16 protein-coding genes are annotated in these 23,328 nt (G+C 60.3%); 9 read left to right on the top strand and 7 right to left on the bottom strand.

Translation table 11 applies throughout. The features are described from left to right. Positions 1–32 precede the first annotated feature (32 nt). A complete protein-coding gene (locus tag B9Q17_RS11270; RefSeq protein WP_094625305.1) occupies positions 33–1,223 on the top strand; it encodes a BaiN/RdsA family NAD(P)/FAD-dependent oxidoreductase in 1,191 nt (396 codons plus the stop codon). A 5-nt stretch (positions 1,224–1,228) separates the two neighbouring features. Here the strand turns inward: B9Q17_RS11270 and B9Q17_RS11265 are convergent, their stop codons facing one another. The 3 genes from B9Q17_RS11265 to B9Q17_RS11255 are packed head-to-tail and all read right to left on the bottom strand — an operon-like array spanning position 1,229 to position 5,160. Beyond that, complete coding sequence (locus B9Q17_RS11265; RefSeq protein WP_094625304.1) at positions 1,229–2,779, bottom strand: phospholipase D family protein; 1,551 nt, start codon at positions 2,777–2,779, stop codon at positions 1,229–1,231. A 12-nt stretch (positions 2,780–2,791) separates the two neighbouring features. Next, positions 2,792–3,667: a universal stress protein gene (locus B9Q17_RS11260; RefSeq protein ID WP_425268621.1), complete on the bottom strand. Its 876-nt coding sequence runs from the start codon at positions 3,665–3,667 to the stop codon at positions 2,792–2,794. 2 nt (positions 3,668–3,669) lie between these two features. Further along, positions 3,670–5,160, bottom strand: coding sequence for a SulP family inorganic anion transporter (locus B9Q17_RS11255; protein WP_022989415.1), 1,491 nt, complete (start codon positions 5,158–5,160; stop codon positions 3,670–3,672). A gap of 173 nt (positions 5,161–5,333) precedes the next feature. Here B9Q17_RS11255 and B9Q17_RS11250 point away from each other — a divergent pair, with 173 nt between their 5' ends. The 4 genes from B9Q17_RS11250 to B9Q17_RS11235 all read left to right on the top strand — a co-directional run bounded on the left by B9Q17_RS11250 (position 5,334) and on the right by B9Q17_RS11235 (position 11,859). Beyond that, positions 5,334–6,614: an MgtC/SapB family protein gene (locus B9Q17_RS11250; RefSeq protein WP_022989416.1), complete on the top strand. Its 1,281-nt coding sequence runs from the start codon at positions 5,334–5,336 to the stop codon at positions 6,612–6,614. Between the two features lie 70 nt (positions 6,615–6,684). Further along, a complete protein-coding gene (locus B9Q17_RS11245; RefSeq protein WP_094625303.1) occupies positions 6,685–9,486 on the top strand; it encodes an HD domain-containing phosphohydrolase in 2,802 nt (933 codons plus the stop codon). Positions 9,487–9,536: 50 nt separating this feature from the next. Beyond that, positions 9,537–10,319, top strand: coding sequence for a co-chaperone DjlA (gene djlA / locus B9Q17_RS11240; protein ID WP_094625302.1), 783 nt, complete (start codon positions 9,537–9,539; stop codon positions 10,317–10,319). A 73-nt stretch (positions 10,320–10,392) separates the two neighbouring features. Further along, entirely contained in the window at positions 10,393–11,859 is a 1,467-nt protein-coding gene (locus B9Q17_RS11235) for an amidase (RefSeq protein WP_094625301.1), read from the top strand. Here B9Q17_RS11235 and B9Q17_RS11230 read toward each other — a convergent pair. The 4 genes from B9Q17_RS11230 to B9Q17_RS11215 form a co-directional block, all read right to left on the bottom strand. After that, on the bottom strand, positions 11,829–13,706 hold the full coding sequence (locus B9Q17_RS11230) for a sensor domain-containing diguanylate cyclase (protein WP_094625300.1): 1,878 nt from the start codon (positions 13,704–13,706) through the stop codon (positions 11,829–11,831). The genes B9Q17_RS11235 and B9Q17_RS11230 overlap by 31 nt on opposite strands. A 153-nt stretch (positions 13,707–13,859) precedes the next feature. Beyond that, positions 13,860–14,597: a pseudouridine synthase gene (locus B9Q17_RS11225; RefSeq protein ID WP_094625299.1), complete on the bottom strand. Its 738-nt coding sequence runs from the start codon at positions 14,595–14,597 to the stop codon at positions 13,860–13,862. Continuing rightward, entirely contained in the window at positions 14,597–17,650 is a 3,054-nt protein-coding gene (locus B9Q17_RS11220) for an efflux RND transporter permease subunit (protein ID WP_425268622.1), read from the bottom strand. The genes B9Q17_RS11225 and B9Q17_RS11220 overlap by 1 nt, the downstream gene beginning before the upstream one ends. A gap of 29 nt (positions 17,651–17,679) precedes the next feature. Then, the gene (locus B9Q17_RS11215; RefSeq protein ID WP_094625297.1) at positions 17,680–18,762 is read right to left on the bottom strand and encodes an efflux RND transporter periplasmic adaptor subunit; all 1,083 of its coding nucleotides are present in this window, start codon (positions 18,760–18,762) and stop codon (positions 17,680–17,682) included. 294 nt (positions 18,763–19,056) lie between these two features. Here B9Q17_RS11215 and ilvG point away from each other — a divergent pair, with 294 nt between their 5' ends. From ilvG to B9Q17_RS18280, 4 genes are all read left to right on the top strand, one after another. Next, a complete protein-coding gene (gene ilvG, locus B9Q17_RS11210) occupies positions 19,057–20,757 on the top strand; it encodes an acetolactate synthase 2 catalytic subunit (RefSeq protein ID WP_094625296.1) in 1,701 nt (566 codons plus the stop codon). Beyond that, positions 20,754–21,032 carry an ACT domain-containing protein gene (locus B9Q17_RS11205; protein ID WP_094625295.1) on the top strand — a complete coding sequence of 93 codons (279 nt, stop codon included), beginning with the start codon at positions 20,754–20,756 and terminating at the stop codon, positions 21,030–21,032. Before ilvG ends, B9Q17_RS11205 begins: the two co-directional genes overlap by 4 nt. A 357-nt stretch (positions 21,033–21,389) precedes the next feature. After that, complete coding sequence (gene ilvD, locus B9Q17_RS11200; RefSeq protein ID WP_094625294.1) at positions 21,390–23,066, top strand: dihydroxy-acid dehydratase; 1,677 nt, start codon at positions 21,390–21,392, stop codon at positions 23,064–23,066. Positions 23,067–23,136: 70 nt separating this feature from the next. Further along, positions 23,137–23,328 (top strand): hypothetical protein (locus B9Q17_RS18280; protein ID WP_208618780.1); only part of this gene is annotated, 192 nt, incomplete at its 3' end.

The following is a 23,328-nucleotide window of genomic DNA, read 5'->3' as shown; positions in this document are numbered from 1 at the left end:
CCCGCCAGTTTTCTATCAGCGGCGGGCAGGCAATGGCAGTATCCACATCCCAGTATGACGTGATCATCATCGGCGCCGGTGCCGCCGGGTTGATGTGCGCGGCCACCGCCGGCTATCGCGGGCGAAAGGTGCTGGTGCTGGACCACGCCAACAAGCCCGGCAAGAAAATCCTGATGTCTGGCGGGGGCCGCTGTAACTTCACCAATCTGAACAGTACGCCGGCGAACTTCCTTTCGGACAATCCCCATTACTGCATCTCGGCCCTGAAGCGTTATACCCCGCAGGATTTCGTCGAACTGGTGGACCGCCACGGGGTGGAGTACGAAGAAAAAGCGCCAGGACAGCTGTTCTGTAAAGACAGCGCAAAAGACATCCTCAATGTGCTGTTAACCGAGTGCGAGTGGGCGGGTGCAGAAATCCGTATGAACACCTCCGTTTCCGGCGTTCAGGCCTCCGGTTCCGGCTATACCGTCAAAACCAGTGCCGGCACCCTGAAGTGCCAGTCGCTGGTGGTTGCCACCGGCGGCCTGTCCATCCCCACCATGGGCGCGACCGGTTTTGGCTACGAACTGGCAAAGCAGTTCGGGCTGACGGTATTACCCACCCGCGCCGGGCTGGTGCCTTTCACCCTGCACCCGGAGCTGAAGCAACAACTGGCGCCCCTGGCCGGTGTCAGTTGCCCGGTGGACGCAAGCTGCCACAAGCAGCATTTTCGCGAGTCCATGCTGGTCACCCACCGGGGCCTGAGCGGGCCCGCCATGCTGCAGGTGTCCAGTTACTGGCAGCCGGGAGACGAACTGCACATCAACCTGCTGCCGGCACAAGCCATCCAGGACGACCTGTTTACCCTGCGCAAGCAGAAGCCCCAGTCCACCATGGCGCAGTACCTGAACCAGCACCTGCCCAAACGCTTCGCCCAGGCCTTCAATGAACTGCAGGGCTGGAGCCGGCCGCTGCAGGAATACCGCAATCAGGACATCGAGCAGATTGCCGATACCTTGGGCAACTGGACCATCAAACCAGCGGGAACAGAAGGTTACCGGACCGCCGAAGTGACCCTGGGTGGCCTGGATACCCGGCAGTTATCCTCGAAAACCATGGCCGTGCTCGAGCAGCCAAACCTGTTCTTTATCGGCGAGGTGGTGGATGTGACCGGCCACCTGGGCGGGCATAACTTTCAATGGGCGTGGGCCTCCGGCGTGGCGGCAGGCAACGAGGCCTGAGCCGGTTACAGATACTTCTCGATAGGTAACCAGGACAGGAAGCGCGACGTCGCCCGCCGCCAGAACCCGACGCCCGGCTCATGGCCAACCTGCTCGCCCGTAGACTGCCAGACCAGGTCGCCCTGCTCGTCCAGCGAAACCTGCCAGCTGTTTTCCGGGGCCATGGCATAGCGGATGTCTTCGGCAACAGCAGTCGCCAGTTCCGGGCTATGGATAATCAGCACAGTTTCGCCATTCAGGTAGATCGAGCGCAGGTTGACGTTGAACGAGCCGATGAACAGGGTTTCCCGGTCAAACACCACTGCCTTGGAATGCAGGCTGACAGCACCCTGTTCGCAGGCCGGGCGGCTGGCAACCCAGTGCTGGCAGGCCGGCGCATCCGGGCGCAGTTCGTAAAGTTCAATGCCCTGCTCCAGCATTTCCCGGCGCCAGCGGGCATAGCCGGAGTGGTTGGTCACCAGGTCGTTGGTTGCCAGGGAATTGGTTAACGCCGCCACTTTCAGCGACTGGTTATCCAGCGCACCAAGGTTGTCGAGCTGGTTGTCTGCCAGGATCAGGTAAGCGGATTCAATCAGGATTTCGGATTGCGCTGCCTGAACCAGTCCGTACAAGGCCCTGGCGGTATTCTGGGGGGAATCCGCCGGAACCTGGGGATCTTGCGGTGGCGGGTCAAACACCAGTTCGCCAGGGGCCTGCACCATACCGGCAAACCAGCCCCTCAGATAGGTTTCCGCCGCGTCCTGTTCCTGATGGGGAACGGCCCGGATGCCTGAATCAGCCGCCGTTTCCCTGAGCAGTTGTGACAGCGCATCGCGGCCAGCGAGGTTGTCAGGCAGGTCATAGAGGGTAGCCAGCGGATAGGCCCACTGATTATTCCAATAGGCCTCGAAGTTGGCGGTCATGTCTTCGGCAAGCGGCCCCAGAACCATCACATCCCGGTCCCGGAAATTCAGGCTGGGATGTTCGTCAAAATATTCGTCACCAATGTTACGCCCGCCGGCGATGCCCACCTGGCCGTCCACCACAAAGGTTTTGTTGTGCATGCGCCGGTTGATGCGGTCGAAGTCGGTAATCAGCGACAACCAACGCCCCACCCCGCTGCGGGAACGGGCCGGGTTGAAGATACGCACCCGGATGTTGGGGTGTGTTGCCATGGCGGCAAACAGCGGCTCCTTGCCAGCCACGTTAATGTCGTCCAGCAGCAGGCGTACCTGAACGCCACGGTCTGCAGCGGCTACCAGCCGGCCGGCCAGGTAGCGCCCGGTGGCATCGTTATTCCAGATGTAATACTGGGCATCAATAAACTGGTCGGCGGTTTCGATCAGCGCAGCCCGCACCAGGAAGGCATCACGGCCACTGTTCAGCAGCTGAAAGCCGGTGTTCGGGGAGTCTGGGGCAAGGTGCATCCGGCGCTGGTCCGTTATGAAGGAATCCTTCACCGAGGATAGCCGGAAATCCGGGTCATGCACGACCGGTTTCAGGGCAGTGGAACACCCGGCCAGCATCAGCAAGGCGCAGAGGCCGGCGACAAGCGAAAGTAATCGCTGACCGGGCATAGGCTGGGCTCCTTAGCGAAGGATAACCAGGGGCTTCTTCGCGGTTTTCAGCGTGGTGGTTGTGGTGCTGCCCACCAGGAACTGGCGAATGCGGGAATGGCCATAAGCGCCCATGACCAGCATGTCGATGTCGTGCTCGTCCTGATAGGCATGGAGCGTGGGCTCCACATCGCCGGCGCGGATGGCGAGCGTGATCTCCACATCCAGGCCTGCCAGCATTTTCTCGGCCTTCCGTAGCTGTTCCCAACGGTCTGCCGTATCGGCACCTACCATCACCAGGTGCAGGGGCATGCCTTTCAGAACCGGGCTGGCGGCCACCATTTCCACGCCTTTGAAGGCGGTTTCGCTGCCGTCAAAGGCCAACATGGCGCTCTTGGGCTGGGTGAACTCGTCGGGCACCAGCAAAATCGGGCGGTGAACACTGCGGATCACGGTTTCCAGCTGGCTGCCGATGTGAATATCCCGGTCGGAGCTGCTTTCACCGTGCAGGCCCATCACGAACAAGCGGGTTTCTTTCTCCAGGGCCAGCAGGGAATCGGTCAGATTATCATGGCGCTGGCGCTTTACCACTTCGGCAATGCCGGCCTTCTGTACCCGGGCTTCGGCTTCATCCAGCATGTGGTGGCCGTGCTCCAGGGCCAGTTTGGAGCGTTTCCGGTCAAGGTCTGCCAGCTCGTCCAGCAAGTGCTCCCGGCTACCCAGCCCGATGCTGCCAGCCAGGTCCGGTTCCGCGGGGTAGCGCTCTTCATCCAGAACGTGCAGCAACATCAGCGGTGTTTCCATGTGCCGGCTGGCCCAGGCGGCGTAATCACACACCGCGGGGGCTGCCCGGGAACCGTCGATACAGGCCACTACTCGTAACATGTTCGCCTCGCCTTTCTGATTCATGGTCAGTGTCCTCCCATCAGCTGGTCAACGGCTTCGGGCTTGTCATGCACCCCGAAACGGTCAACGATGGTGGCACTGGCTTCGTTCAGGCCGATTACCTCAACGTCTGCACCCTCACGGCGGAACTTGATGACCGCCTTGTCCAGCGCACCTACGGCAGTAATATCCCAGAAGTGTGCGCGGCTCAGGTCTATCACAACATTATCCACCGCTTCCTTGAAGTCAAAGGATTCGAGGAATTTTTCCGAAGAACTGAAGAATACCTGGCCTACAACCGTGTAGCGACGGGTGTCGGTTTGCTCGTCCAGTTCGGAGGTCACCAGCATGTAATGGCCCACCTTGTTGGCGAAGAACAGGGCTGCCAGCAAAACACCGGCCAGCACGCCGAATGCCAGGTTGTGGGTGGCCACCACCACAATCACCGTCACCAGCATGACAATGTTGGTGGACAGGGGATGCTCCCGAAGATTGCGAATGGAATCCCAGCTGAAGGTACCGATGGATACCATAATCATCACCGCCACCAGGGCGGCCATGGGAATCTGTACCAGCCACTTGTCCAGAACCAGCACCAGAATCAGCAGGAACACGCCGGCTGTCAGCGTCGAGAGCCGGGTACGGCCGCCGGATTTCACGTTAATAATAGACTGGCCGATCATGGCGCAACCGGCCATGCCGCCCAGAAGGCCGGAACCAATATTGGCAATGCCCTGGCCTTTGCACTCGCGGTTGCGGTCACTGGTGGTATCGGTCAGGTCATCCACAATGGTGGCGGTCATCAGCGATTCCAGCAGGCCCACGACGGCCAGGCCGAGGGAATACGGCAGGATGATCATCAGGGTTTCCAGGGTCAGGGGCACATCCGGCCACAGGAAAATCGGCAGAGTATCCGGCAGCTCACCCATATCTCCGACGGTGCGGATGTCCAGCCCGACAATCATCGCCACGGCCGTCAAACCCACAATACACACCAGCGGAGAAGGGATCAGCTTGCCGACCACAGGCACCAGCGGGAACAGGTAGATAATGCCAAGGCCCGCAGCCGTCATGGCATAGACGTGCCAGGTTACGTTGGTCAGTTCCGGCAGCTGGGCCATGAAGATCAGGATAGCCAGCGCGTTCACAAAGCCGGTAACCACCGAGCGCGACACAAACCGCATCAGCCCACCCAATTTAAGGTAGCCGGCTGCAATCTGGATGACACCGGTCAGCAGGGTAGCCGCCAGCAGGTACTGCAGGCCGTGCTCTTTCACCAGCGTAACCATCAACAACGCCATGGCGCCGGTGGCTGCAGAGATCATCCCCGGCCGGCCGCCAACAAAGGCAATGATTACGGCAATACAGAAAGAGGCATACAGGCCGACTTTCGGGTCTACGCCCGCAATGATGGAGAACGCGATGGCCTCCGGGATCAACGCCAGCGCCACCACAATACCGGCGAGCAGGTCGCCACGAATGTTCGAGAACCAGTTTTGCTTGAGTGCATTTATCATGGCAGGAAATATCGCTTTAACTTATTGGGAGGTCATATCGGGGCCACGCAGGTTACCAGAAACCGCCTGAAAAGTATGGCAGCGCGATGTTGCTAACCGGCTAAAGGGTGACCTGGCCACCGGTAATTGCCTAGAATGCAAGGCAAATCTATTTTTTCAGGGACACGCGGCCTGTGGATGACGTAGCCAGCCAGTTTATTGCCTCTAACCAGACCACCATTAACCTGGCCGTGGCCCTGTTGCTGGGCGCGATTGTTGGCCTGGAGCGGGGCTGGGATGCCCGGGAGCAGAAGTCCGGGGAGCGAATCGCCGGTATCCGCACCTTCTCGCTGGTGGGGCTGCTCGGTGGCATCTCGGCAGTGCTGGCCTCGGAGATTACAGTTTGGGCATTCCCGGTGCTGCTACTCAGCGTGGTGGCCATGGGGCTGGTGGCTTACAGCGAGCGGCTGGAACACATTCGCAATTTCAGCATCACCGGGCTGGTGGGCATGCTGCTGACCTTCTGTTTTGGTGCGGTGGCGGTCGCGGTCGACCCGGTGATTGCCACGGCAGCGGCGGTGGTCACCGCCATTATCCTGGACAACAAGCAAGAAATTCACGGCTGGGTGCAGAAGCTCCAGGCCCATGAACTGGACGCGGCCCTTAAACTGCTCTTGATCTCCGTGGTGATGCTGCCCCTGCTGCCCAACGAGCGCATGGGCCCGGGCGGTGTGCTGAACCCTCGGGAAATCTGGTGGATGGTGGTGATGATTGCATCCATCTCCTTCGTCGGCTACTTCGCCATCCGGGTGGCCGGCGCCCGCAAGGGCATTCTGTTCACCAGCCTGTTTGCCGGCCTCAGTTCGTCCACCGCCCTGACCCTGCACTTTGCCCGCCAGTCCCGAAGTAACGAAGGCTTCAGCCCCCAGTTTGCCGCCGGCATCCTGATTGCCTGCGGCACCATGTTCCCCCGCATCCTGGTGTACTGCCTGGTGATCAACACTGCCCTGCTGCCCAGCCTGGTCTGGCCGGTGCTGGTTATGACTATCCTGCTCTACGGCCCGGCGTTGTACATCTGGCAGAAAAACTCCAAACAGCTGCAGGTCAGCCAGCCCAGCTTGTCCCAGAACCCGCTGGATCTGTCTTCCGCACTGGTGTTCGGGTTGCTGCTGACCGCCATCCTGCTGCTGGGGGAATTCCTGAAAAATGCCTTCGGCGATGCCGGCATCTTCGCGCTGGCGGCCACCTCCGGCGTGGCAGACGTGGATGCGATTACCCTATCGCTCACCCGTATGTCCAACAACGGACTGGCGATGGACACCGCTGTGCTGGGCATCGTGATCGCAGCGGCGGTGAACAACCTGGTGAAGTCCGGTATTGCCTGGAGCATCGGCAACCGGCAGACCGGACTGCTGGTGGCCGGGCCCATGGTGCTGTCACTGGGGGCCGGCTTGCTGGTGGCGTGGATTCAATAACTAACTGCCTGAATTTTCAGCGCAAGCGTCTAAACTGACGGTAGGCTTCCATTTCCTTCAAGGGCTCTCCATGCAGCAACACCGTCAACTCGCCCAGGTTTCACTGGCTTTTTTGATTGCCTCCGCAGTTACCCTGGGCATGTTGATTCTGACCATCGTTCTGGTGGGCCAGAGTTTCCGTGGCATGGAGCAAGCCAAGGTCACCGCAGCCACGGCCACCGCCCGGCAGCTGGCGATCAGTGTGGATGACCGGATTCAGGCCATTACCCAACCCCCGTCCACCGCCCTTGCGGTGCTCCGGCACGACCCACTCACCGAAGCCGATACCCTGGAACAACGCCTGGACCGCCTGCCGGTTGTGGCCGACATCCTGGCCAGCAGCGAGATTGTCAGTGCCGTATACGCGGGCTATGAAAACGGCGACTTTTTCCTGTTCCGGAAATTGCAGAATTCGAGCGCCAGGCAGTTTCCGGATGCACCGGCCAACAGTCATTACCTGCTGCAAAGCCTGGTTCGCACCGGCAACGATCACCAAGGCCGCTGGCATTTCTATGACCACAACCTGAATCTGCTTGAGCAAAGGGACCTGGCCAGTTACAACTTTGATCCGCGCGAAAGGCCCTGGTACCAGGCCGCCCGGGAATCAGGCGCCCTGACGTTATCTGCGCCCTATGTGTTTTTTACCACCCAGGAAACCGGCATCACCCTGTCGCAGCGTGCCAGCGAAAAGGCAGGAACCGTTCTGGGCATTGATGTCACGGTCACCGACCTTGGTGCCCAGCTGGCGGAGCTGAAACAAACCCCCGGCAGCCGCATTGCCATCCTGAACGCCTCGGGCCAGCTGCTGGCCGGCTCGTCACAGGATAGTGAGCCAGGCGAGGTAGTACTCCAGGCCCTGCAACCGGAAAGCCATAGCGGCATCAGCCAGTTCACCCGCGACGGGCGAAGCTGGTACGGCATCAGTGAACCCCTTGAGTCTCTGCCCGGCGAGGAATTGTCCATTGTTGTCGCCATACCCTCCAACGAGTTACTGGCCGATGTCTGGGCCGCCCTCACCCGGCAAACCCTGATCGCCGGGGCCATCGCCCTGCTGTTACTGCTGGCAGGCTGGGTACTGGGCAGGCAGGTCGGTAAACCTCTTGAACTGCTGACCGGGCAGGTCAGCCGGCTGTCCAGGTTCCGGTTTGATACGCCGATGCGGTCGACCTCCCACATTCGCGAAGCCTCCGAGCTGAGCATCGCGCTGGACGATATGGCCCACACCATTCGAAGCTTCCAGAGTATCTCGACCGTGCTGAACCGGGGCCAGGATCTCAAACAGTTGCTAAACGACATCCTCGAACAGCTTGTGAGCATCGTCGGGCAGGAACGGGGTGCGGTGTATCTGTTCAACAGTCGCGAGCAAAAACTGGAACTGTCTGTTAACCGGGGGCTGGAGTTGCCACAGGCTGTAAACCCGGTCGCCCCGGACGCCAGCGACTACGACGTTATTCAGGAGCTTCGCCGATACATTGCCGGGCACCCGGTGTTTGCGGTACTCAGGAACCGCCGCAGTAAACTGATCGGTGTGCTGGTTATCGAGATCGAAAACGGTGACCAAACCAACCTGAGTGATGACCTGATTACCTTTGTTGATGAGATTGCCGGCTCTGCCGCGGTTGCCATCGAAACCCGGGAACTGATCGAAAGCCAGCAGGCCCTGCTGGACGGCATTATCCGGCTGGTAGCAAACGCCATTGATGCCAAGTCACCCTACACTGGCGGCCATTGCGAGCGGGTTCCCAAACTGGCGCAGATGCTGGTTGAACAGGCGGAGCAGAGTTCCGAAGGCGCCTTCGCCAGCTTCGGCATGACGGAAGACGAGCACTACGAATTCCACCTGGCGGCCTGGCTGCACGATTGCGGCAAGATCACCAGCCCGGAATACGTAGTCGACAAAGCAGTGAAACTGGAGACCATCTACAACCGCATCCATGAAATCCGCACCCGGTTTGAAGTGCTGCACCGGGATGCCGAAATCACCTGCCTGAAGGCCATCCTGGCCGGTGGGGATCCGGACCAAGCGCGGCAAGACAAAGCCGACGTCCAAACCCGCCTGCAGGAGGACTTCCGCTTTCTGGCCGCCGTTAATCAGGGCAGCGAGAGCATGGAGGATGCTGACATCGAACGCATCCACGCCATTGCCGGGCAAACCTGGACCCGCCATTTCAGTGACCGGCTGGGGCTGTCAGAGGAAGAGCAACAGGCCTTGAAAGGCCATCCGGAGCCCCCGCTGCCTGCCACCGAAACACTGCTGGCCGACAAACCCGGCCACCTGAGAGCCTGGGGTGAGCATGTGCCACCGGTGCGCAAAGATGACCCGGAAAACCGCTGGGGCTTCGATATGTCGTTGCCGGAATACGCCTATAACCAGGGCGAGCTGCATAACCTGACGGTGCGTTACGGCACCCTGACCGAGGAAGAGCGCTTCAAGATCAACGAGCACATTGTGCAAACCATCTGCATGCTCGATGCCCTGCCCCTGCCCGACCGCCTGGCCAGGGTACCGCGACTGGCGGGCACCCACCATGAGCGGACCGACGGCAACGGCTACCCCTGCCGCCTGACCGGCGATGACATGGGCGTTCCGGAAAAAATCATGGCCGTTGCCGATGTGTTCGAAGCCCTGACCGCCTCGGATCGTCCCTACAAGCGGGGTAAAACCCTGTCGGAATCCCTGACCATTATGGCCGGCATGGTTGAAAACGGGCACCTGGATGGCGAGGTTTTCCGGCTGTTTGTAAGCTCCGGCGTATGGCGTGACTATGCCGAGCAGCACCTGCATTCCGACCAGGTCGATACCGTGGATGAAAGCCTGTTCATGAAGCCTTGACCAAAAACCCGTATATTCTACGGACTGATTTACTAGCGAAGGAACTCTGAATGCTGTTTGCAATTATCTTTGGTGGCCTGATCGGTTATGCCTTTGGCCGTTTTCCGGGATTTCTGGTGGGGGCTGCCATCGGTGCCTTCCTGTTCCAGCGCATGAAAAAGCGCCTGATCGGCAAGCTTCAGAACCTTCAGTCCGGCTTTATCGAATCCATGTTCGCGGTGATGGGCGCCCTGTGCAAGGCAGATGGCGTGGTCACCCGGGATGAAATCCGCATGGCCGAGACCATGTTCGCCCGGTTCCGTCTCAACGAAGCCCAGAGAGCCTTGGCAAAGGAAGCCTTTAACCGGGGCAAGTCGGAGGATTTCGACCTGGATGCCGAGCTGGACCGGTTCCTGCGGAGCACCGGCCGGCAGCCCGCCTTCCTGCAGATGTTTCTGCAGGTTCAGGTTTCTGCCGTGGCCGCCGATGGCGTGGTGCACCCGGCCGAACACGAAATGCTGGTACACATTGCCCGCAAACTGGGCTTGCCGGAAAGCCAGGTAGACCAGCTGGAAGCCATGTTGCGGGGCGCCCATGCCGGCCAGGCGGGCGGTGCGTCCAACTATTCCACAAGCCAGCAGCTGGACGATGCCTACAAGGTGCTGGGGGTGTCACCCTCGGTGTCTGACGCCGAACTGAAACGGGCCTACCGGAAGCTGATGAGCGAAAACCATCCGGACAAACTGGCCGGCCGGGGCATGCCGGAAAGCATGCGGGAAATGGCCGAAGAGCGTACCCGGGAGATCAGCCACGCCTACGATGTGGTAAAGGCGGCCCGCAGCCGGAACGGCTAATACCCGAAATGACATATCGTCACATTTGAAGGTGCGGTATGGTTCAGGGCAAACAACAAGCTCGGAGTGAACCATGCCCCACACGTCTTCTTCCCCTTTCCACTGTTTTCGAGATGATGCGGTGGGCGAGTCTGATGCCACGGAGCTTGCCGCCCGCATCCGCAGCGGCGAAGTTTCAGCGGAAGACGTAGCCCGGGCAGCGGTACAAAGGGCAAGGCTGGCACAGCCCGTTCTGAACGGTGTGGTGGCAGAGAACTACGAGCAGGCCCTGAAGCAGGCCGCCAGCCTGCCCGACCCGGACGCCCCCTTCGCCGGCGTGCCCATGTTTATCAAAGACAACACCGATGTCGCCGGCCTACCCACCGGCCATGGCACTGCAGCGGTGCCCGCCAATGTTGCCAGAGCTACCGGCGCCTTCGCCCGGCAGATGCTGGCCCAGGGTTACCTGAACCTGGGCAAAAGCACCCTGCCGGAGTTCGGCTTTAACGCCACCACAGAGCCGACCCACGCCGAGCCTACCCGCAACCCATGGAATCCGGCCTATTCCTCCGGCGCATCTTCCGGTGGCGCTGCGGCGCTGGTGGCAGCCGGGGTGGTACCGGTGGCCCACGCCAACGATGGCGGCGGCTCCATTCGCATCCCGGCGGCCTGTTGTGGACTGGTCGGTTTGAAACCCACCCGGGGCCGGGTGGTGGATAACGATGCTGCCAGGGATCTTCCGGTCAACATCGTCAGTGATGGCGTGGTTACCCGCTCGGTTCGGGACACCGCAGGTTTCCTGGGCCATGCCGAAGACTACTTCCGCAATCGCAAGTTGCAGCAAATCGGCCATGTGCACGGGCCCTCCGGCCGGCAACTGCGCATTGGCCTGGTGCTGGATTCAGTGAATGGCCACCCGACGGACCCGGTTACCCGAAGCACTGTGGAGAACACCGCCCGCCTGCTGGAAAAGCTTGGGCATGTGGTCGAACCCATGGCGGTGCCCATCAATAAATCTTTCCCACAGGACTTTGCCTTGTACTGGGCCATGCTGGCTTTCGGCGTAAAAGCCCGGGGCCACAAGCTGATGCACCCGGATTTCGACAAGCGTAAAACCGATGGCCTCACCAATGGCCTGGATGCCATGTTCCGGAAGCATTTCTGGCGCCTGCCTGCGGTTATCTGGCGCCTGAAGCGTTCATGGAACGACTACGCCCAACACATGACCAACTACGATGCGGTACTGACGCCGGTGCTGGGCCAGACCACCCCACCACTGGGCCATCTGAGCCCCACGGTGCCGTTTGACCTGCTGTTCGAGCGGCTGAACAGCTATGTAAACTTCACCCCGCTGGCCAACGCCACAGGCGCTCCGGCGATCTCGGTACCCATGGCACTGACCGAACACAACCTGCCGGTTTCGGTGCAGTTCATGGCCCGCCACGGGGATGAACGCACCCTGCTTGAACTTGCCTACCTGCTGGAAGCGGAGCAGCCCTGGCCACAGATTACGCGGTTCTCGGCAACAGCCTACGACAACGCAGTTGCCGAAATGCTCTGACACTTGTGCGGGTCTGAAGCCACACGGTTCCGGCCCAGATTCTTGGCCTGGTACAGGGCATCATCCGCGCAGGTAAAGATTTCCTTGGTGGCGTCGGCCCGCGCTGGCGTGGCACTGCATACGCCAATGCTGACCGTTACCCGCAGAACTTCGCCGGATACCCGGAACCCGGTTGATTCGATTTCATTCCGTATGCGCTCGGCCACCCGGAGGGCGCCCTCCTCCGGAGTATCCGGCAACAGCACCACAAACTCTTCACCACCGTAGCGGGCCGCCATATCCTGGGGACGGGTAATGTGCCGGCCTATGCACTCGGCGACCATCCGCAGGCAGTCGTCCCCCACCAGGTGGCCGTAGGTGTCGTTGAAAGACTTGAAGTGGTCGATATCCACCACCAGCAGAGACAACGGCTGCTGGAAACGATAGGCCCGCACCACATCCTGCTGGAAGACCTCATCAAAGTGACCACGGTTCTTCAGGCCGGTCAGCGGATCCCTGGCGTTCAGCTCCAGCAACTTGAGGTTAACGGCCTCAAGGTCACGGGTGCGCTCCTGCACCCGCTGTTCCAGCATGGTGTTGGCTTCCTGCTGGGCGCGCAATGAGTCTTCCTGGGCCATGCGGGCTTTTCGCTCCTCGGCCAGCAGGCGCTGCTGCGCGGCGAAGGCCCGTTTCTTTTCCCGGTTGATGCGGTCAGCCAGCGCAACAGACAGCAGGATAACCCCCAGGGCCGAACCCACCTGGGTGGCATTTTCCGTGACCAGGTTTCGGGGCAATACGGTGAATTTACTGAGCGCCAGAACAATGCCGCCGAACAGCATGAACACCCAGGCCACGGTGTAATAGCGGGCGGCTGGATCGCGCTTTATCCAGCGCACCACACTGAGCATCAGCATGGTGGAACACCCCACAAAGGCCGCCAGGATGGTAGGCAGTATCATGTGCTCATAAGGCACAAACAGCCCGGCCAGCGCCAGCAGGCCGGCGGTCATAACCATGGCCATGGTCCAGCGGTTCAGGTAAGGATGGTTTTGCCGGGTCACGCTGATAAAGCGGATGCTGAACACCCCGCCAAACAACACCACCAGGTTGAGGAACACGATGATGGACTGGTCGTTCCACCAGGTGGCCTCCGGCCACAGGTACTGGAACGCCACCCCGTGCAGGCTGGCGAGGAACAACGGCATACTGCTGATGTAGCCCACGTAATAGAGAAAACTGCGCTCCCGGACCGCCATGTACACAAACAGGTTGTACAGGATCATCACCAGGACAATGCCGTAATAGACCCCTTCGAACATACTGCGGGACTGTTCTGCCTCATAGAAGGCATCCTGGTCCCAGAGGGTCAGGGGCACCTGCATGGAGCTGGTAGTTTCAACTCTCAGGTAAAGGGTTTCCGTGGTATCCGGCGCTATGGCGATAGGCACCACAAAATTCCGATGGTGAATGGGGCGCTCGTGGAAAGGTTGTTTATCGCCCAGAACGAGTGGCTGCTCCGGGTTAGCTGCCGAGGCACGATAGAGTTCGATATGGTCCAGCACCGGATAACTGATTTCCAGGAAGGTCAGGGCCTCGGCCGCCCGGGCATTTCGTAAACTGACGCGGAACCAGTAAACATCGCCGCCATAACCCAGGCTGACACTGTCACTGCCGTTCTGTTGCCACTCGGACTCCGGCAACGCCTGCACCTGGGAAAACGAGATAGGGCTGGATTCAACACGGTAATCCACGAACCGGGACAACTCCAGCCGCTCGGACTGCTCGCTCCAAACGGCGGTCTCCGCCTGGACCAGCGCAGGCAGCAACAGACCGGTAATGAACGCAAGGACAAAACAGAATCTGGGCACGGGAAGCCTCGATAACGAGCTTTATTATTCGGTTATAAGCTTATTTTCGAGTATGCACCAAAGGGTTCTGTGTTTCCGCCGATCCCAACCAATCGAAGCAAAACGATATAAAAAGATACACAAATCACATCAAAGAGTGACAGGCAGGGGCGTTTAGCCGGCACCCGGCGACGGAAAGATGGACAGAACATCCATGAAACTCTGCTCCGGCGGAGCTTTCAGAGCCAGCTCCTCGCCGGTTACCGGATGCGTTAACACCAACTCTGTCGCTGCCAGCATCAGCCGCCCCTGCCCGAAGCGCTCGGCAAAATACCGGTTATGCCGGCCGCGGCCGTGGTTGGCATCGCCGATAATGGGGTGGTTAATGTGCTTCATATGGCGCCGCAACTGGTGTTTGCGCCCGGTTTTCGGATACAGCTCTACCAGGCTGTAGCGGCTGGTGGGATAGCGTTCGATTTCCACCGGGATTTCGGTGGTCGCCAGCCGGCGATAATGCGTAAGCGCTTCCCTTACCGGCTGCTCGGTTCCGCGCAAACGCCGGTCTTCCGGCTCGTCCTTCAGCGGGTGATCAATGGTGCCAGATTCCGGCGCCCAGCCCCGAACTACCGCGAGGTAGGTTTTGCTCACCTCACCCGCCATCATGGCCTGGCCGACTGTCCTGGCGGTGTCCGGGTCCCGGGCAAACAGCAACACACCGGAGGTGGGCCGGTCCAGCCGGTGCACCGGGTACACGTGCTCGCCGCCGTTCAGGGCCCGGGCGTACTGCAGGGCAAACTCGGTTTCATGCTTGTCAATCGGGCTGCGGTGTACCAGCAGGCCGGCGGGTTTGTGGACTGCCAGCAGCCACGGGTCCCGGTAGATTTCCATAAGCGGATTGTTCTGGTAATCCATCACTGCCTCCGGCCAATCAGTGCCCGGAACCGCTCACCGGCCTTGTCGCCCAGCACCAGCAAGGCCGGTGTCAGCAGCAGGGTCAGGAAGGTGGCAAAGGCCAGGCCACCGGCAATGGCGCTGGACAGCTGGGTCCACCATTGGGTAGACGGTGCACCCAACCCCAGTGACGGAGACAAAAGATCTACGTTAATGCCCAGCACCATGGGCATCAGCCCCAGTATGGTGGTAATTGCAGTAAGCAACACCGGCCGGAAACGCAGACAACCGGTTTCCAGCGCCGCGTCATAGGCGGCTTTGCCTTCCTGTTTCATCTGGTTGTAGGTATCAATCAGAATGATGTTGTTGTTCACCACAATGCCGGCCAGGGCAATAATGCCCATACCCACCATCACCACGCCAAAGGGCTGGCCGTTGAACAGCAGCCCCAGCAACACGCCGGCGGTGGACAACACAATGGCCGACAGAATCAGGAAAGTCTGGTACAGGGAGTTGAACTGGGTTACCAGAATCAGCAACATCAGCCCCACCGCCACCAGGAAGGCTGCCACCAGGAAGTTTGCGGCCTGTTGCTGGTCTTCGTTTTCACCGGCAAAGCGCACGGTGACGCCTTCCGGCGGCTCCGGCATCTCTGCCTGCAAAGTGCGCAGCAGTTCATCCATCCGCTGCCCGGGGGCTACATCGGATTTGATGGTAACGGTACGCTGGCCGTCTACCCGCACAATGGTTCCGGTCTTGTCGCCCGGCTCCAGGGTCACAAATTCGGACAGCGCCACCTGGCCCCTCGGCGTGTTGATGGTCTGGCGTTGCAGCTGCTCCAGCTCACGCCAGTTGTTGGGCACCCGCACGGCAATGTCCACTTCGTCCCGTACGTCTTCAGGCCGGTAGGTGGCCAGTATCAGGCCGTTGGTTACCAGGCGCACGGCGCTGCCAATACTCAACACATCGGTACCAAAGCGGGCGGCGGCCTCCCGGTCTACCTTCAGGCGCCACTCAATGCCGGGCAGGCTGCGGTCATCTTCAATGTCGACAAAGCCACCCTGGGCGCGCATTTGCTGTTGTATCTGGTCCACATAGCCATCCAGGTCGCCGCTGTTCATGCTGCTGACCAATAACTCCACCGGCTTGCCCTCAGCGGGGCCGCCCTCCTGTTTGCGGAACTCCAGCTCTACCCCGGGAATGTCTGCAGTACGTTCACGGAAATCCTCCAGGATCTCGGTGGCCGTCCGGCGGGTGAACCAGTCATTGAACTGGAACTGCAGCACACCGATAACATCCGGTGCCATCTGGGTACTGGTCGACAGCATGGAGCGGGCGTACAGCGCTTTCACCTCCGGCATATTCTGCAGGCGTTGTTCTACCTCACGCACAATGGCATCCCGCTCCCGGATGGAAAGGTCGCCCCGGGCACGCACTTGAACCTGGGCAGAATCCGGTTCAACACTGGGAAAGAATTCCACACCGTGATTGAAGCGGCCGTAGGCGGCATAAATCAGGATTATCAAAACCAGGGAACCAAGCAGGGTCAGCCCCGGGCGCTTGAGCAGGGTCGCCAGCACCTTGCGGTAGCCCTGAACAAACCGGCTTTCTTCCGGATCATGGTGCGAGCGCTTGCCGCCACTAACGCCCCCAAGCACCGGCAGGAACACCAGTGCCATGGCCAGGGACGCAATCAGGCAGATCAGCACTGTCATGGGCAGGAATTTCATGAACTCCCCCACCACCCCGGGCCAGAACAACAGCGGCACAAACACTGCCAGGGTGGTGGCGGTGGAAGCAATCACCGGCCAGGCCATGCGGGACGCGGCTTCTACCCAGGCTTGCTTGACCGTCTGGCCATCGCTGAGGTTTCGATCCGCCAGTTCCGACACCACAATGGCGCCGTCTACCAGCATGCCGGCCACCAGGATCAGGCTGAACAGTACGACAATGTTGAGGGTGAGGCCCATGCCCCAGATCACCAGGATGCCGGTCAGGAAGGCACCGGGAATGGTCAGGCCTACCAGCAGTGCCGAACGGGGGCCCATGGCGGCGATGACCACGATAATCACCAGCACAATGGCCGTCAGTACGTTGTTGAGCAGGTCCGAGAGGATGTCCCGCACTTCCTCGGACTGATCCATGATGTAGCGGATTTCCAGCGTCTCCGGCAGCCGCGGGCGGGCGTCAGCAATCAGGGTGCGAATCTGCTCGATGGTTTCGATGATGTTGGCCCCGGAGCGCTTGGATACCTCCAGCACCAGCGCCGGCTCGCCGTTAATCCGGGCAAAGCCGGTGGGGTCCTTGAAAGTGCGCTGGAGCATGGCAATATCGCCGAAAGTCACCACGGTATCGCCGTCCACCTTCACGGGCATGGACATCACATCTTCAATGTTCTCGATGACCCCGGGTACTTTCAGGGCCATGCGGCCATTGCCGGTATCCAGCGAGCCGGCCGCCACCAGCTGATTATTGCGGGTAACCAGTTGCGCCAGCTGGTCGAAATCGATGCCGTAGCTTTCCAGCACCTGGGCATCCACCACGATTTCCAGCAGGTCTTCCCGGTCGCCGCCTATTTCCACTTCCAGCACATCGGGAATGGCTTCAATGGCATCCTGCAGGCGGCGGGCAATGGTGATCAGCTCCCGTTCAGACAAGGGGCCGGACAAGCCGATGGACAGTACCGGAAACAGGGACACGTTGATTTCATGCACTCGCGGCTCGTCTGCCTCCTGAGGCAGCTTGGAGCGGGCGGTGTCCACCTTCTCTCGCACATCCTGCAAGGCTTTGTCGGGGTCGAAACCGGCATCAAACTCCAGCATCACCGAGGCATGGCCTTCGGCAGAGGTGCTGCGCATTTCCTTGATGCCTTCAAGCGCCCTCAGCTCCTGTTCCATGGGGCGCACTAACAGGCGCTCGGCATCCTCGGGGCTGATGCCATCCAGGGTCATGGACACATAGATCATGGGAATGGTGACGTCCGGATTCGATTCCTTGGGAATCGCCTGGTAGGCCGCCATGCCGCCAAGAAGCAGGAACAGGAAGGTCAGCAGCGTGGTGCGGCTGCGGTCCATGGCCGCAGAGATCAGTGCTCTCATGCTGGTCAGCCCCGCTGGTCTGAGCGGTCGACCGGCTGCACGGGCTCACCCTCGGCCACAAACCCGCCACCCCGGGTTATCAGCCGGATCTGATCCGGCAGGCCGGACACCCAGGCGCCATCGGTAGCAACGTTAAGCAGTCTGACGGTCTGGAACATCACCCGGTCCTGCCCGTTGACGTACTTCACGCCGGGCCGGCCGTCGTCGTCCAGGGTCAGGTAGGCCGGTGAAATGAACTGTGCCTTCTGCTCCGGCAAGCGGATGTTCAGGGTAGCTGTGCCGCCCGCCGCCCTCAGTAAATCCGGGTTCTCCACCAGGATTTCCACCGCAAAGCTGCGGGTTTCCGGGGATGCCGCACTGGCGACAAAGCTGACCACACCCGCCATGGCGGTGCCATCCAAGAGCTTGATCTCCACCGCCTGCCCGGGCTCAACCGCAGACACCGACTGCTGGGGAATCTGCCCGGTGGCTTTCAGGCGATCAATCTGCACCAGCTCGAACAGGGGCGTGCCCACCTGCACCAATGTACCGGGGTCTACTTCCCGGCGATTCACTACTGCGTCGAAGGGAGCGGACGGTTTGAGGTGTTGCAACGCCAGTTCTGCGGCAGTCAGCTCGGCCTTGGCGGCTGCCAGTTCACTCTGCAGCCGCAACACTTCGGTTTCGGAAGCCAGGTTATTCGAACGCAACCGGCGAGCGCCGGCAAGGTCGGCTTCCAGCTTGCGGATATTGGCTCGCCAGCGCTCAACCACGGCATCCCGGCCATCGGTAGACAACGTCAGCAACGGCTCCCCGGCTTTTACCTGGTCCCCCAGCTGCACGTGCAACTGCTCTACCGTTCCGGCCACCCGGGCACCTACCATCACCGACTGCCAGGGCTGCAGCTGGCCCTGCAGTTTCAGTACCGGCTGATAGTTGGTGGCTTCCAGCGTTTCCACCTCTACCCGGGTGGGCTGGCGCTGCTCCTGCTCGGGGTCGGCCGGGGCATCATCACTGGCTACTTTGAGCTCACCGGTAGCCATCCAGATAACCAGGAGAATAATGACCAGCAGGGATAAACCGAGGGATCCGAGTTTTGCTTTTGTCATGAAATGCTCATCACTTCCGTATTTGAGGCAATAAAGGGTTGCAACCGGTTTTAAACGTGGGTTAGATTCTACACACATTGTTTTTACGAATTCAGAGCAGATTGCCGATTTTATGAATCTCAACGCAGTGATTGTCCTTGTAAAGCTAGTCTTGGTGGTCGTGGTACCGTCCGGGGGCTTTTGCGTGGACAAGCGGGTGAGATAGCGACAACCTGACTCAAACACCAGAAACCCCCGGCACCGAAAGGTCCCGGGGGTTTCTTTTTTGCGGCAAAGAAAAAGGGAAAAACGACCATGAACGGCGCACAGCACATTCTTGAAGCGTTCCACCGCCATAACATCAACACCGTGTTCGGCTATCCGGGCGGCTGCATCATGCCGCTATACGATGCCCTGGTGGATGATGTCGGTGTGGAACACGTGCTGTGCCGCCACGAACAGGCCTGCGCCCTGGCCGCCGACGGCTATGCCCGGGCCAGTGGCGAGATTGGCGTGTGCATCGCCACCTCCGGCCCCGGTGCCACCAACCTGATCACCGGCGTTGCCAATGCCTATATGGACTCCATCCCCATGCTGGTGATCACCGGGCAGGTAGCCACCAGCATGATCGGCACCGATGCCTTCCAGGAAACCGACATTCTGGGCATGACACTGGGCATCGTTAAGCACAGCTACCTGGTGGACGATGCCGAAGCACTGCCGGCGATCATCGAAGAAGCCATCCAGCTGGCCCAAAGCGGCCGCCCGGGGCCGGTGTGGATTGATATTCCCAAAGACGTCCTGCTGACTGCAGTGGCGACTGCCGCACCGGCCACTGCGCCCGCACCGGACGCCCACTGCCCGGACATCACCCGCGCCCTGGCTATGCTTCGCTCGGCCAGGCGCCCCCTGCTCTACAGTGGCGGCGGCGTTTCCCTGGCCCAGGCCGAAGACAGCTTCCGCGCCTTTGCCGAAACCTCCGGCCTGCCGGGCGTTGTTACCCTTAAAGGCATCGGCAACGCTGGTAAGCACAATCCCCATAACCTGGGCATGTTAGGCATGCACGGCTCCCGCGCCGCCAACAAGGCAGTCGAAGAATGCGACCTGCTGTTCGTAGTCGGCGCCCGCCTGGACGACCGCGCCACCGGCAAACTGGACGGTTTCGCCCCCAACGCGAAAATGATCCACATCGACGCCGATGCCGCCGAGATCAATAAACTCCGGGAGGCCGACCTGGCCCTGCGCGGCGACCTGAACGCCATTCTGGTGGCATTCATTGCCGCTCTGGAAAGCGAGTCGCTGGCCATCGCCGACTGGCAAAAGCAATGCCAGACCTGGCACACCACCGGTGGTTTCAAGGCCGCGGATAACGAAGAGCCCATGGCCCCCATCACCGGCCCGGCCTTCATCCGCCAGCTGTCCCGCACCGCCCCGGATGACACGGTCATCGCCTGTGACGTAGGCCAGCACCAGATGTGGGTTGCCCAGCATTACGAGTTTGACCACCCCCGCCGACACCTCACCAGCGGCGGCCTGGGCACCATGGGCTTCGGCCTGCCGGCGGCCATCGGCGCGCAGTTTGCCGACCGAAACAGCACCGTCATCAACGTAACCGGCGATGGCTCGTTCATGATGAACGCCCAGGAACTGGCAACCATCCGCCGGTACAAGTTGCCCCTGAAGCTGATCATCCTCGACAACCAGTGTCTGGGCATGGTGCGCCAGCAGCAAGAGCTGTTCTACAACAACCGGGAAAGCCACATTAACCTGGACGACAACCCGGATTTTGTAGCCATGGCCCGCGCCTTCGATATCCCGGCCCTGCACATAGACCGCACCGACCAGATCCGCCGGGGCATAGAAACCATCCTGGCCTACGACGGCCCGATGCTGCTGCACGTGGCCATCAGCCGGGAAGAAAACGTATGGCCCATCGTAAAACCTGGCGCCAGCAACCGTGAAATGATCGACGAAACCAAGCGCACCAGCACTGCAAACAAGGAGAACGTAGCATGAACCCGCAATCCCAAACGGCTATGCCAAGCTACACGTTAAACTGCCGCATGAATCAGGAAGCGGCTGCACTGGAGCGCCTGTGCCAGGTGGTTCGAGTTCGGGGTTTCCGGATTTCGCGCATGTCTATGGAGGCCGCCGAAGACCACCTGGATATCGCCCTGACGCTCTCGGGCAGCCGGCCTATCGGTATGTTACGTTCCCAGCTGGAGAAGCTGCATTCGGTTGTTGATGTGGCCCTTCAGGAACAGGCGGCTGTTCGTTCGGTTTCTGCCTGAGGGTCTGGCTTGGGCTCCTAGCCTGTTAGTTGTGGGGGCAGGTACGTGGGGTGTGGGGTGTTTTTCTTCTGGGAAAAACAACTCGCTTCGCTCAGACATCTTTTTCCCTGCCAGAAAAACACCCCACACCCCACTACCGACGGGCAGCTCTGGAACTGCCACACCGCGCCGACGGGCATTGGCGGGTTCACGGGAAAACTTTCTGGACCTGTGTTGTCACGCCTACCGACGAGCATTTCTGGTATAGGCTGCTTTTTGCCTGCGGCGCTTTTTTAACAGGGTTGCACTTTGGGGCTTTGTGGGTTTCGCTGGTGAGAGGCTGATTTCGTTAACGACTGTTGATTGGGAGGTTTTGTTATGACCACGGATAAACGACGTCGTTATTCCGCACCGGTGGTGGATGGTATTAACAAGTCTGCCAGTCGCGCGATGTTGCGGGCGGTGGGGTTTCAGGATGAGGACTTTCGGAAGCCGCAGGTGGGTATTGCCTCTACCTGGAGCAATCTGACGCCGTGCAATATGCACATTGACGGGCTGGCCCGGGAAGCCGCCAAGGGCGCCGATGCCGCCGGGGGCAAGAGTCTGATTTTCAATACCATCACGATTTCAGACGGCATTGCCAACGGTACCGAGGGCATGAAGTATTCCCTGGTGTCCCGGGAGGTGATTGCGGATTCGATTGAGACGGTGGCCGGCTGTGAGGGTTTTGACGGGCTGGTGGCGATCGGGGGCTGTGACAAGAACATGCCGGGCTGCATGATGGGGCTGGCGCGGCTTAACCGGCCGTCGGTGTTTGTGTATGGCGGGACCATCATGCCCGGTGAGAATCACACCGACATCATTTCGGTGTTCGAAGCGGTGGGTGCCCATGCCCGCGGCAATATGGACCTGATTGAGGTGAAGCAGATCGAGGAAACCGCCATTCCGGGGCCGGGTTCCTGTGGGGGTATGTACACCGCCAACACCATGGCCTCCGCCATCGAGGCCATGGGCATGAGTTTACCGGGCAGTTCGGCGCAGAATGCGGTGTCTGATACCAAGCTGGCCGATTGTGAGGCTGCCGGTGCGGCCGTGCTGAAGCTATTGGAGGCAGATATCAAGCCTTCCGACATCATGACCCGCGAGGCGTTCGAGAATGCGATTACCGTGGTGATCACCCTGGGCGGTTCCACCAATGCGGTGCTGCACTTGCTGGGCATGGCCAGTACTGCCGGCGTTGAGCTGTCGCTGGAGGATTTCGTGCGCATTGGCAAAAAGGTGCCGGTACTGGCCGACCTGCGCCCGTCCGGTCACTACATGATGTCGGAGCTGGTCGCCATCGGCGGCATTCAGCCGTTGATGAAGATGCTGTTGGAGCGGGGACTGTTACACGGCGACTGCATGACGGTAACTGGCAAAACCCTGGCTGAAAACCTCGCGAGCGTAACGCCCTACCCGGAAGACCAGCAGATCATCCGGGCCTTTGAAAACCCCATCAAAGCCGACAGTCATTTACGTATCCTGTTCGGCAACCTGGCGCCGGAAGGCTCTGTGGCGAAGATTACCGGCAAGGAAGGCACCCACTTCTCCGGCCGGGCGCGGGTGTTCCATTCTGAAGAGGAAGCCCAGGAGCGCATTCTCGACGGCACGGTGGTGGCCGGCGATGTGCTGGTGATCCGCTACGAAGGCCCCAAAGGCGGCCCCGGCATGCGAGAGATGCTCAGCCCCACCTCCGCCATCATGGGCAAAGGTTTGGGCAGCGACGTTGCGCTGATCACCGACGGCCGTTTCTCCGGCGGCAGCCACGGTTTCGTCGTCGGCCACATTACCCCGGAAGCCGCCGTGGGCGGCCCGATTGCCCTGGTGGAAGACGGCGATACCATCACCATCGATGCGGTTAACAACTCAATCCTGTTGGAGATTTCTGACGAGGAGATGACCAAACGGCGAGAAACCTGGACCCCGCCCGAGCCAAGATTCACCCGGGGTGTGTTGGCGAAATATGCTCGTACCGTGAGTTCGGCGTCTACGGGGGCCGTTACTGACTTGCCATAGTCTGGCTTGGGCTCCCAGCGGTCGGGCTTGGGCTCCTAGCCTGTTGGTTGTGGGGGCGGGTACGCGGGGTGTGGGGTATTTTTCTTCTGGGAAAAACAACTCGCTTCGCTCAGACATCTTTTTCCCTGCCAGAAAAATACCCCACACCCCCCTACCGACGGGCCTAAAGGGAATAGGAAAGTTTAAAGACAAAGCGAAAGATACAAACTCAGATACAGGCAAAGGCAAAGGCAAAGGCAAAGGCAAAGGCAAAGGCAAAGGC

The organism is Marinobacter vinifirmus, from assembly GCF_002258215.1.
GTDB lineage: Bacteria > Pseudomonadota > Gammaproteobacteria > Pseudomonadales > Oleiphilaceae > Marinobacter > Marinobacter vinifirmus.
Note: the sequence above shows the minus strand (reverse complement) of the source record. Positions and strands in the feature narration are given on the sequence as shown.

Coding starts and splice junctions, on each gene's coding strand:
- B9Q17_RS11220 (WP_425268622.1), bottom strand. CDS start 17,650: ATGGACCGCAGCCGCACCACGCTGCTGACCTTCCTGTTCCTGCTTCTT.
- B9Q17_RS11270 (WP_094625305.1), top strand. CDS start 33: ATGGCAGTATCCACATCCCAGTATGACGTGATCATCATCGGCGCCGGT.
- ilvD (WP_094625294.1), top strand. CDS start 21,390: ATGACCACGGATAAACGACGTCGTTATTCCGCACCGGTGGTGGATGGT.
- B9Q17_RS11215 (WP_094625297.1), bottom strand. CDS start 18,762: ATGACAAAAGCAAAACTCGGATCCCTCGGTTTATCCCTGCTGGTCATT.
- B9Q17_RS11225 (WP_094625299.1), bottom strand. CDS start 14,597: ATGGATTACCAGAACAATCCGCTTATGGAAATCTACCGGGACCCGTGG.
- B9Q17_RS11245 (WP_094625303.1), top strand. CDS start 6,685: ATGCAGCAACACCGTCAACTCGCCCAGGTTTCACTGGCTTTTTTGATT.
- ilvG (WP_094625296.1), top strand. CDS start 19,057: ATGAACGGCGCACAGCACATTCTTGAAGCGTTCCACCGCCATAACATC.
- B9Q17_RS11255 (WP_022989415.1), bottom strand. CDS start 5,160: ATGATAAATGCACTCAAGCAAAACTGGTTCTCGAACATTCGTGGCGAC.
- B9Q17_RS11235 (WP_094625301.1), top strand. CDS start 10,393: ATGCCCCACACGTCTTCTTCCCCTTTCCACTGTTTTCGAGATGATGCG.
- djlA (WP_094625302.1), top strand. CDS start 9,537: ATGCTGTTTGCAATTATCTTTGGTGGCCTGATCGGTTATGCCTTTGGC.
- B9Q17_RS11205 (WP_094625295.1), top strand. CDS start 20,754: ATGAACCCGCAATCCCAAACGGCTATGCCAAGCTACACGTTAAACTGC.
- B9Q17_RS11265 (WP_094625304.1), bottom strand. CDS start 2,779: ATGCCCGGTCAGCGATTACTTTCGCTTGTCGCCGGCCTCTGCGCCTTG.
- B9Q17_RS11260 (WP_425268621.1), bottom strand. CDS start 3,667: ATGAATCAGAAAGGCGAGGCGAACATGTTACGAGTAGTGGCCTGTATC.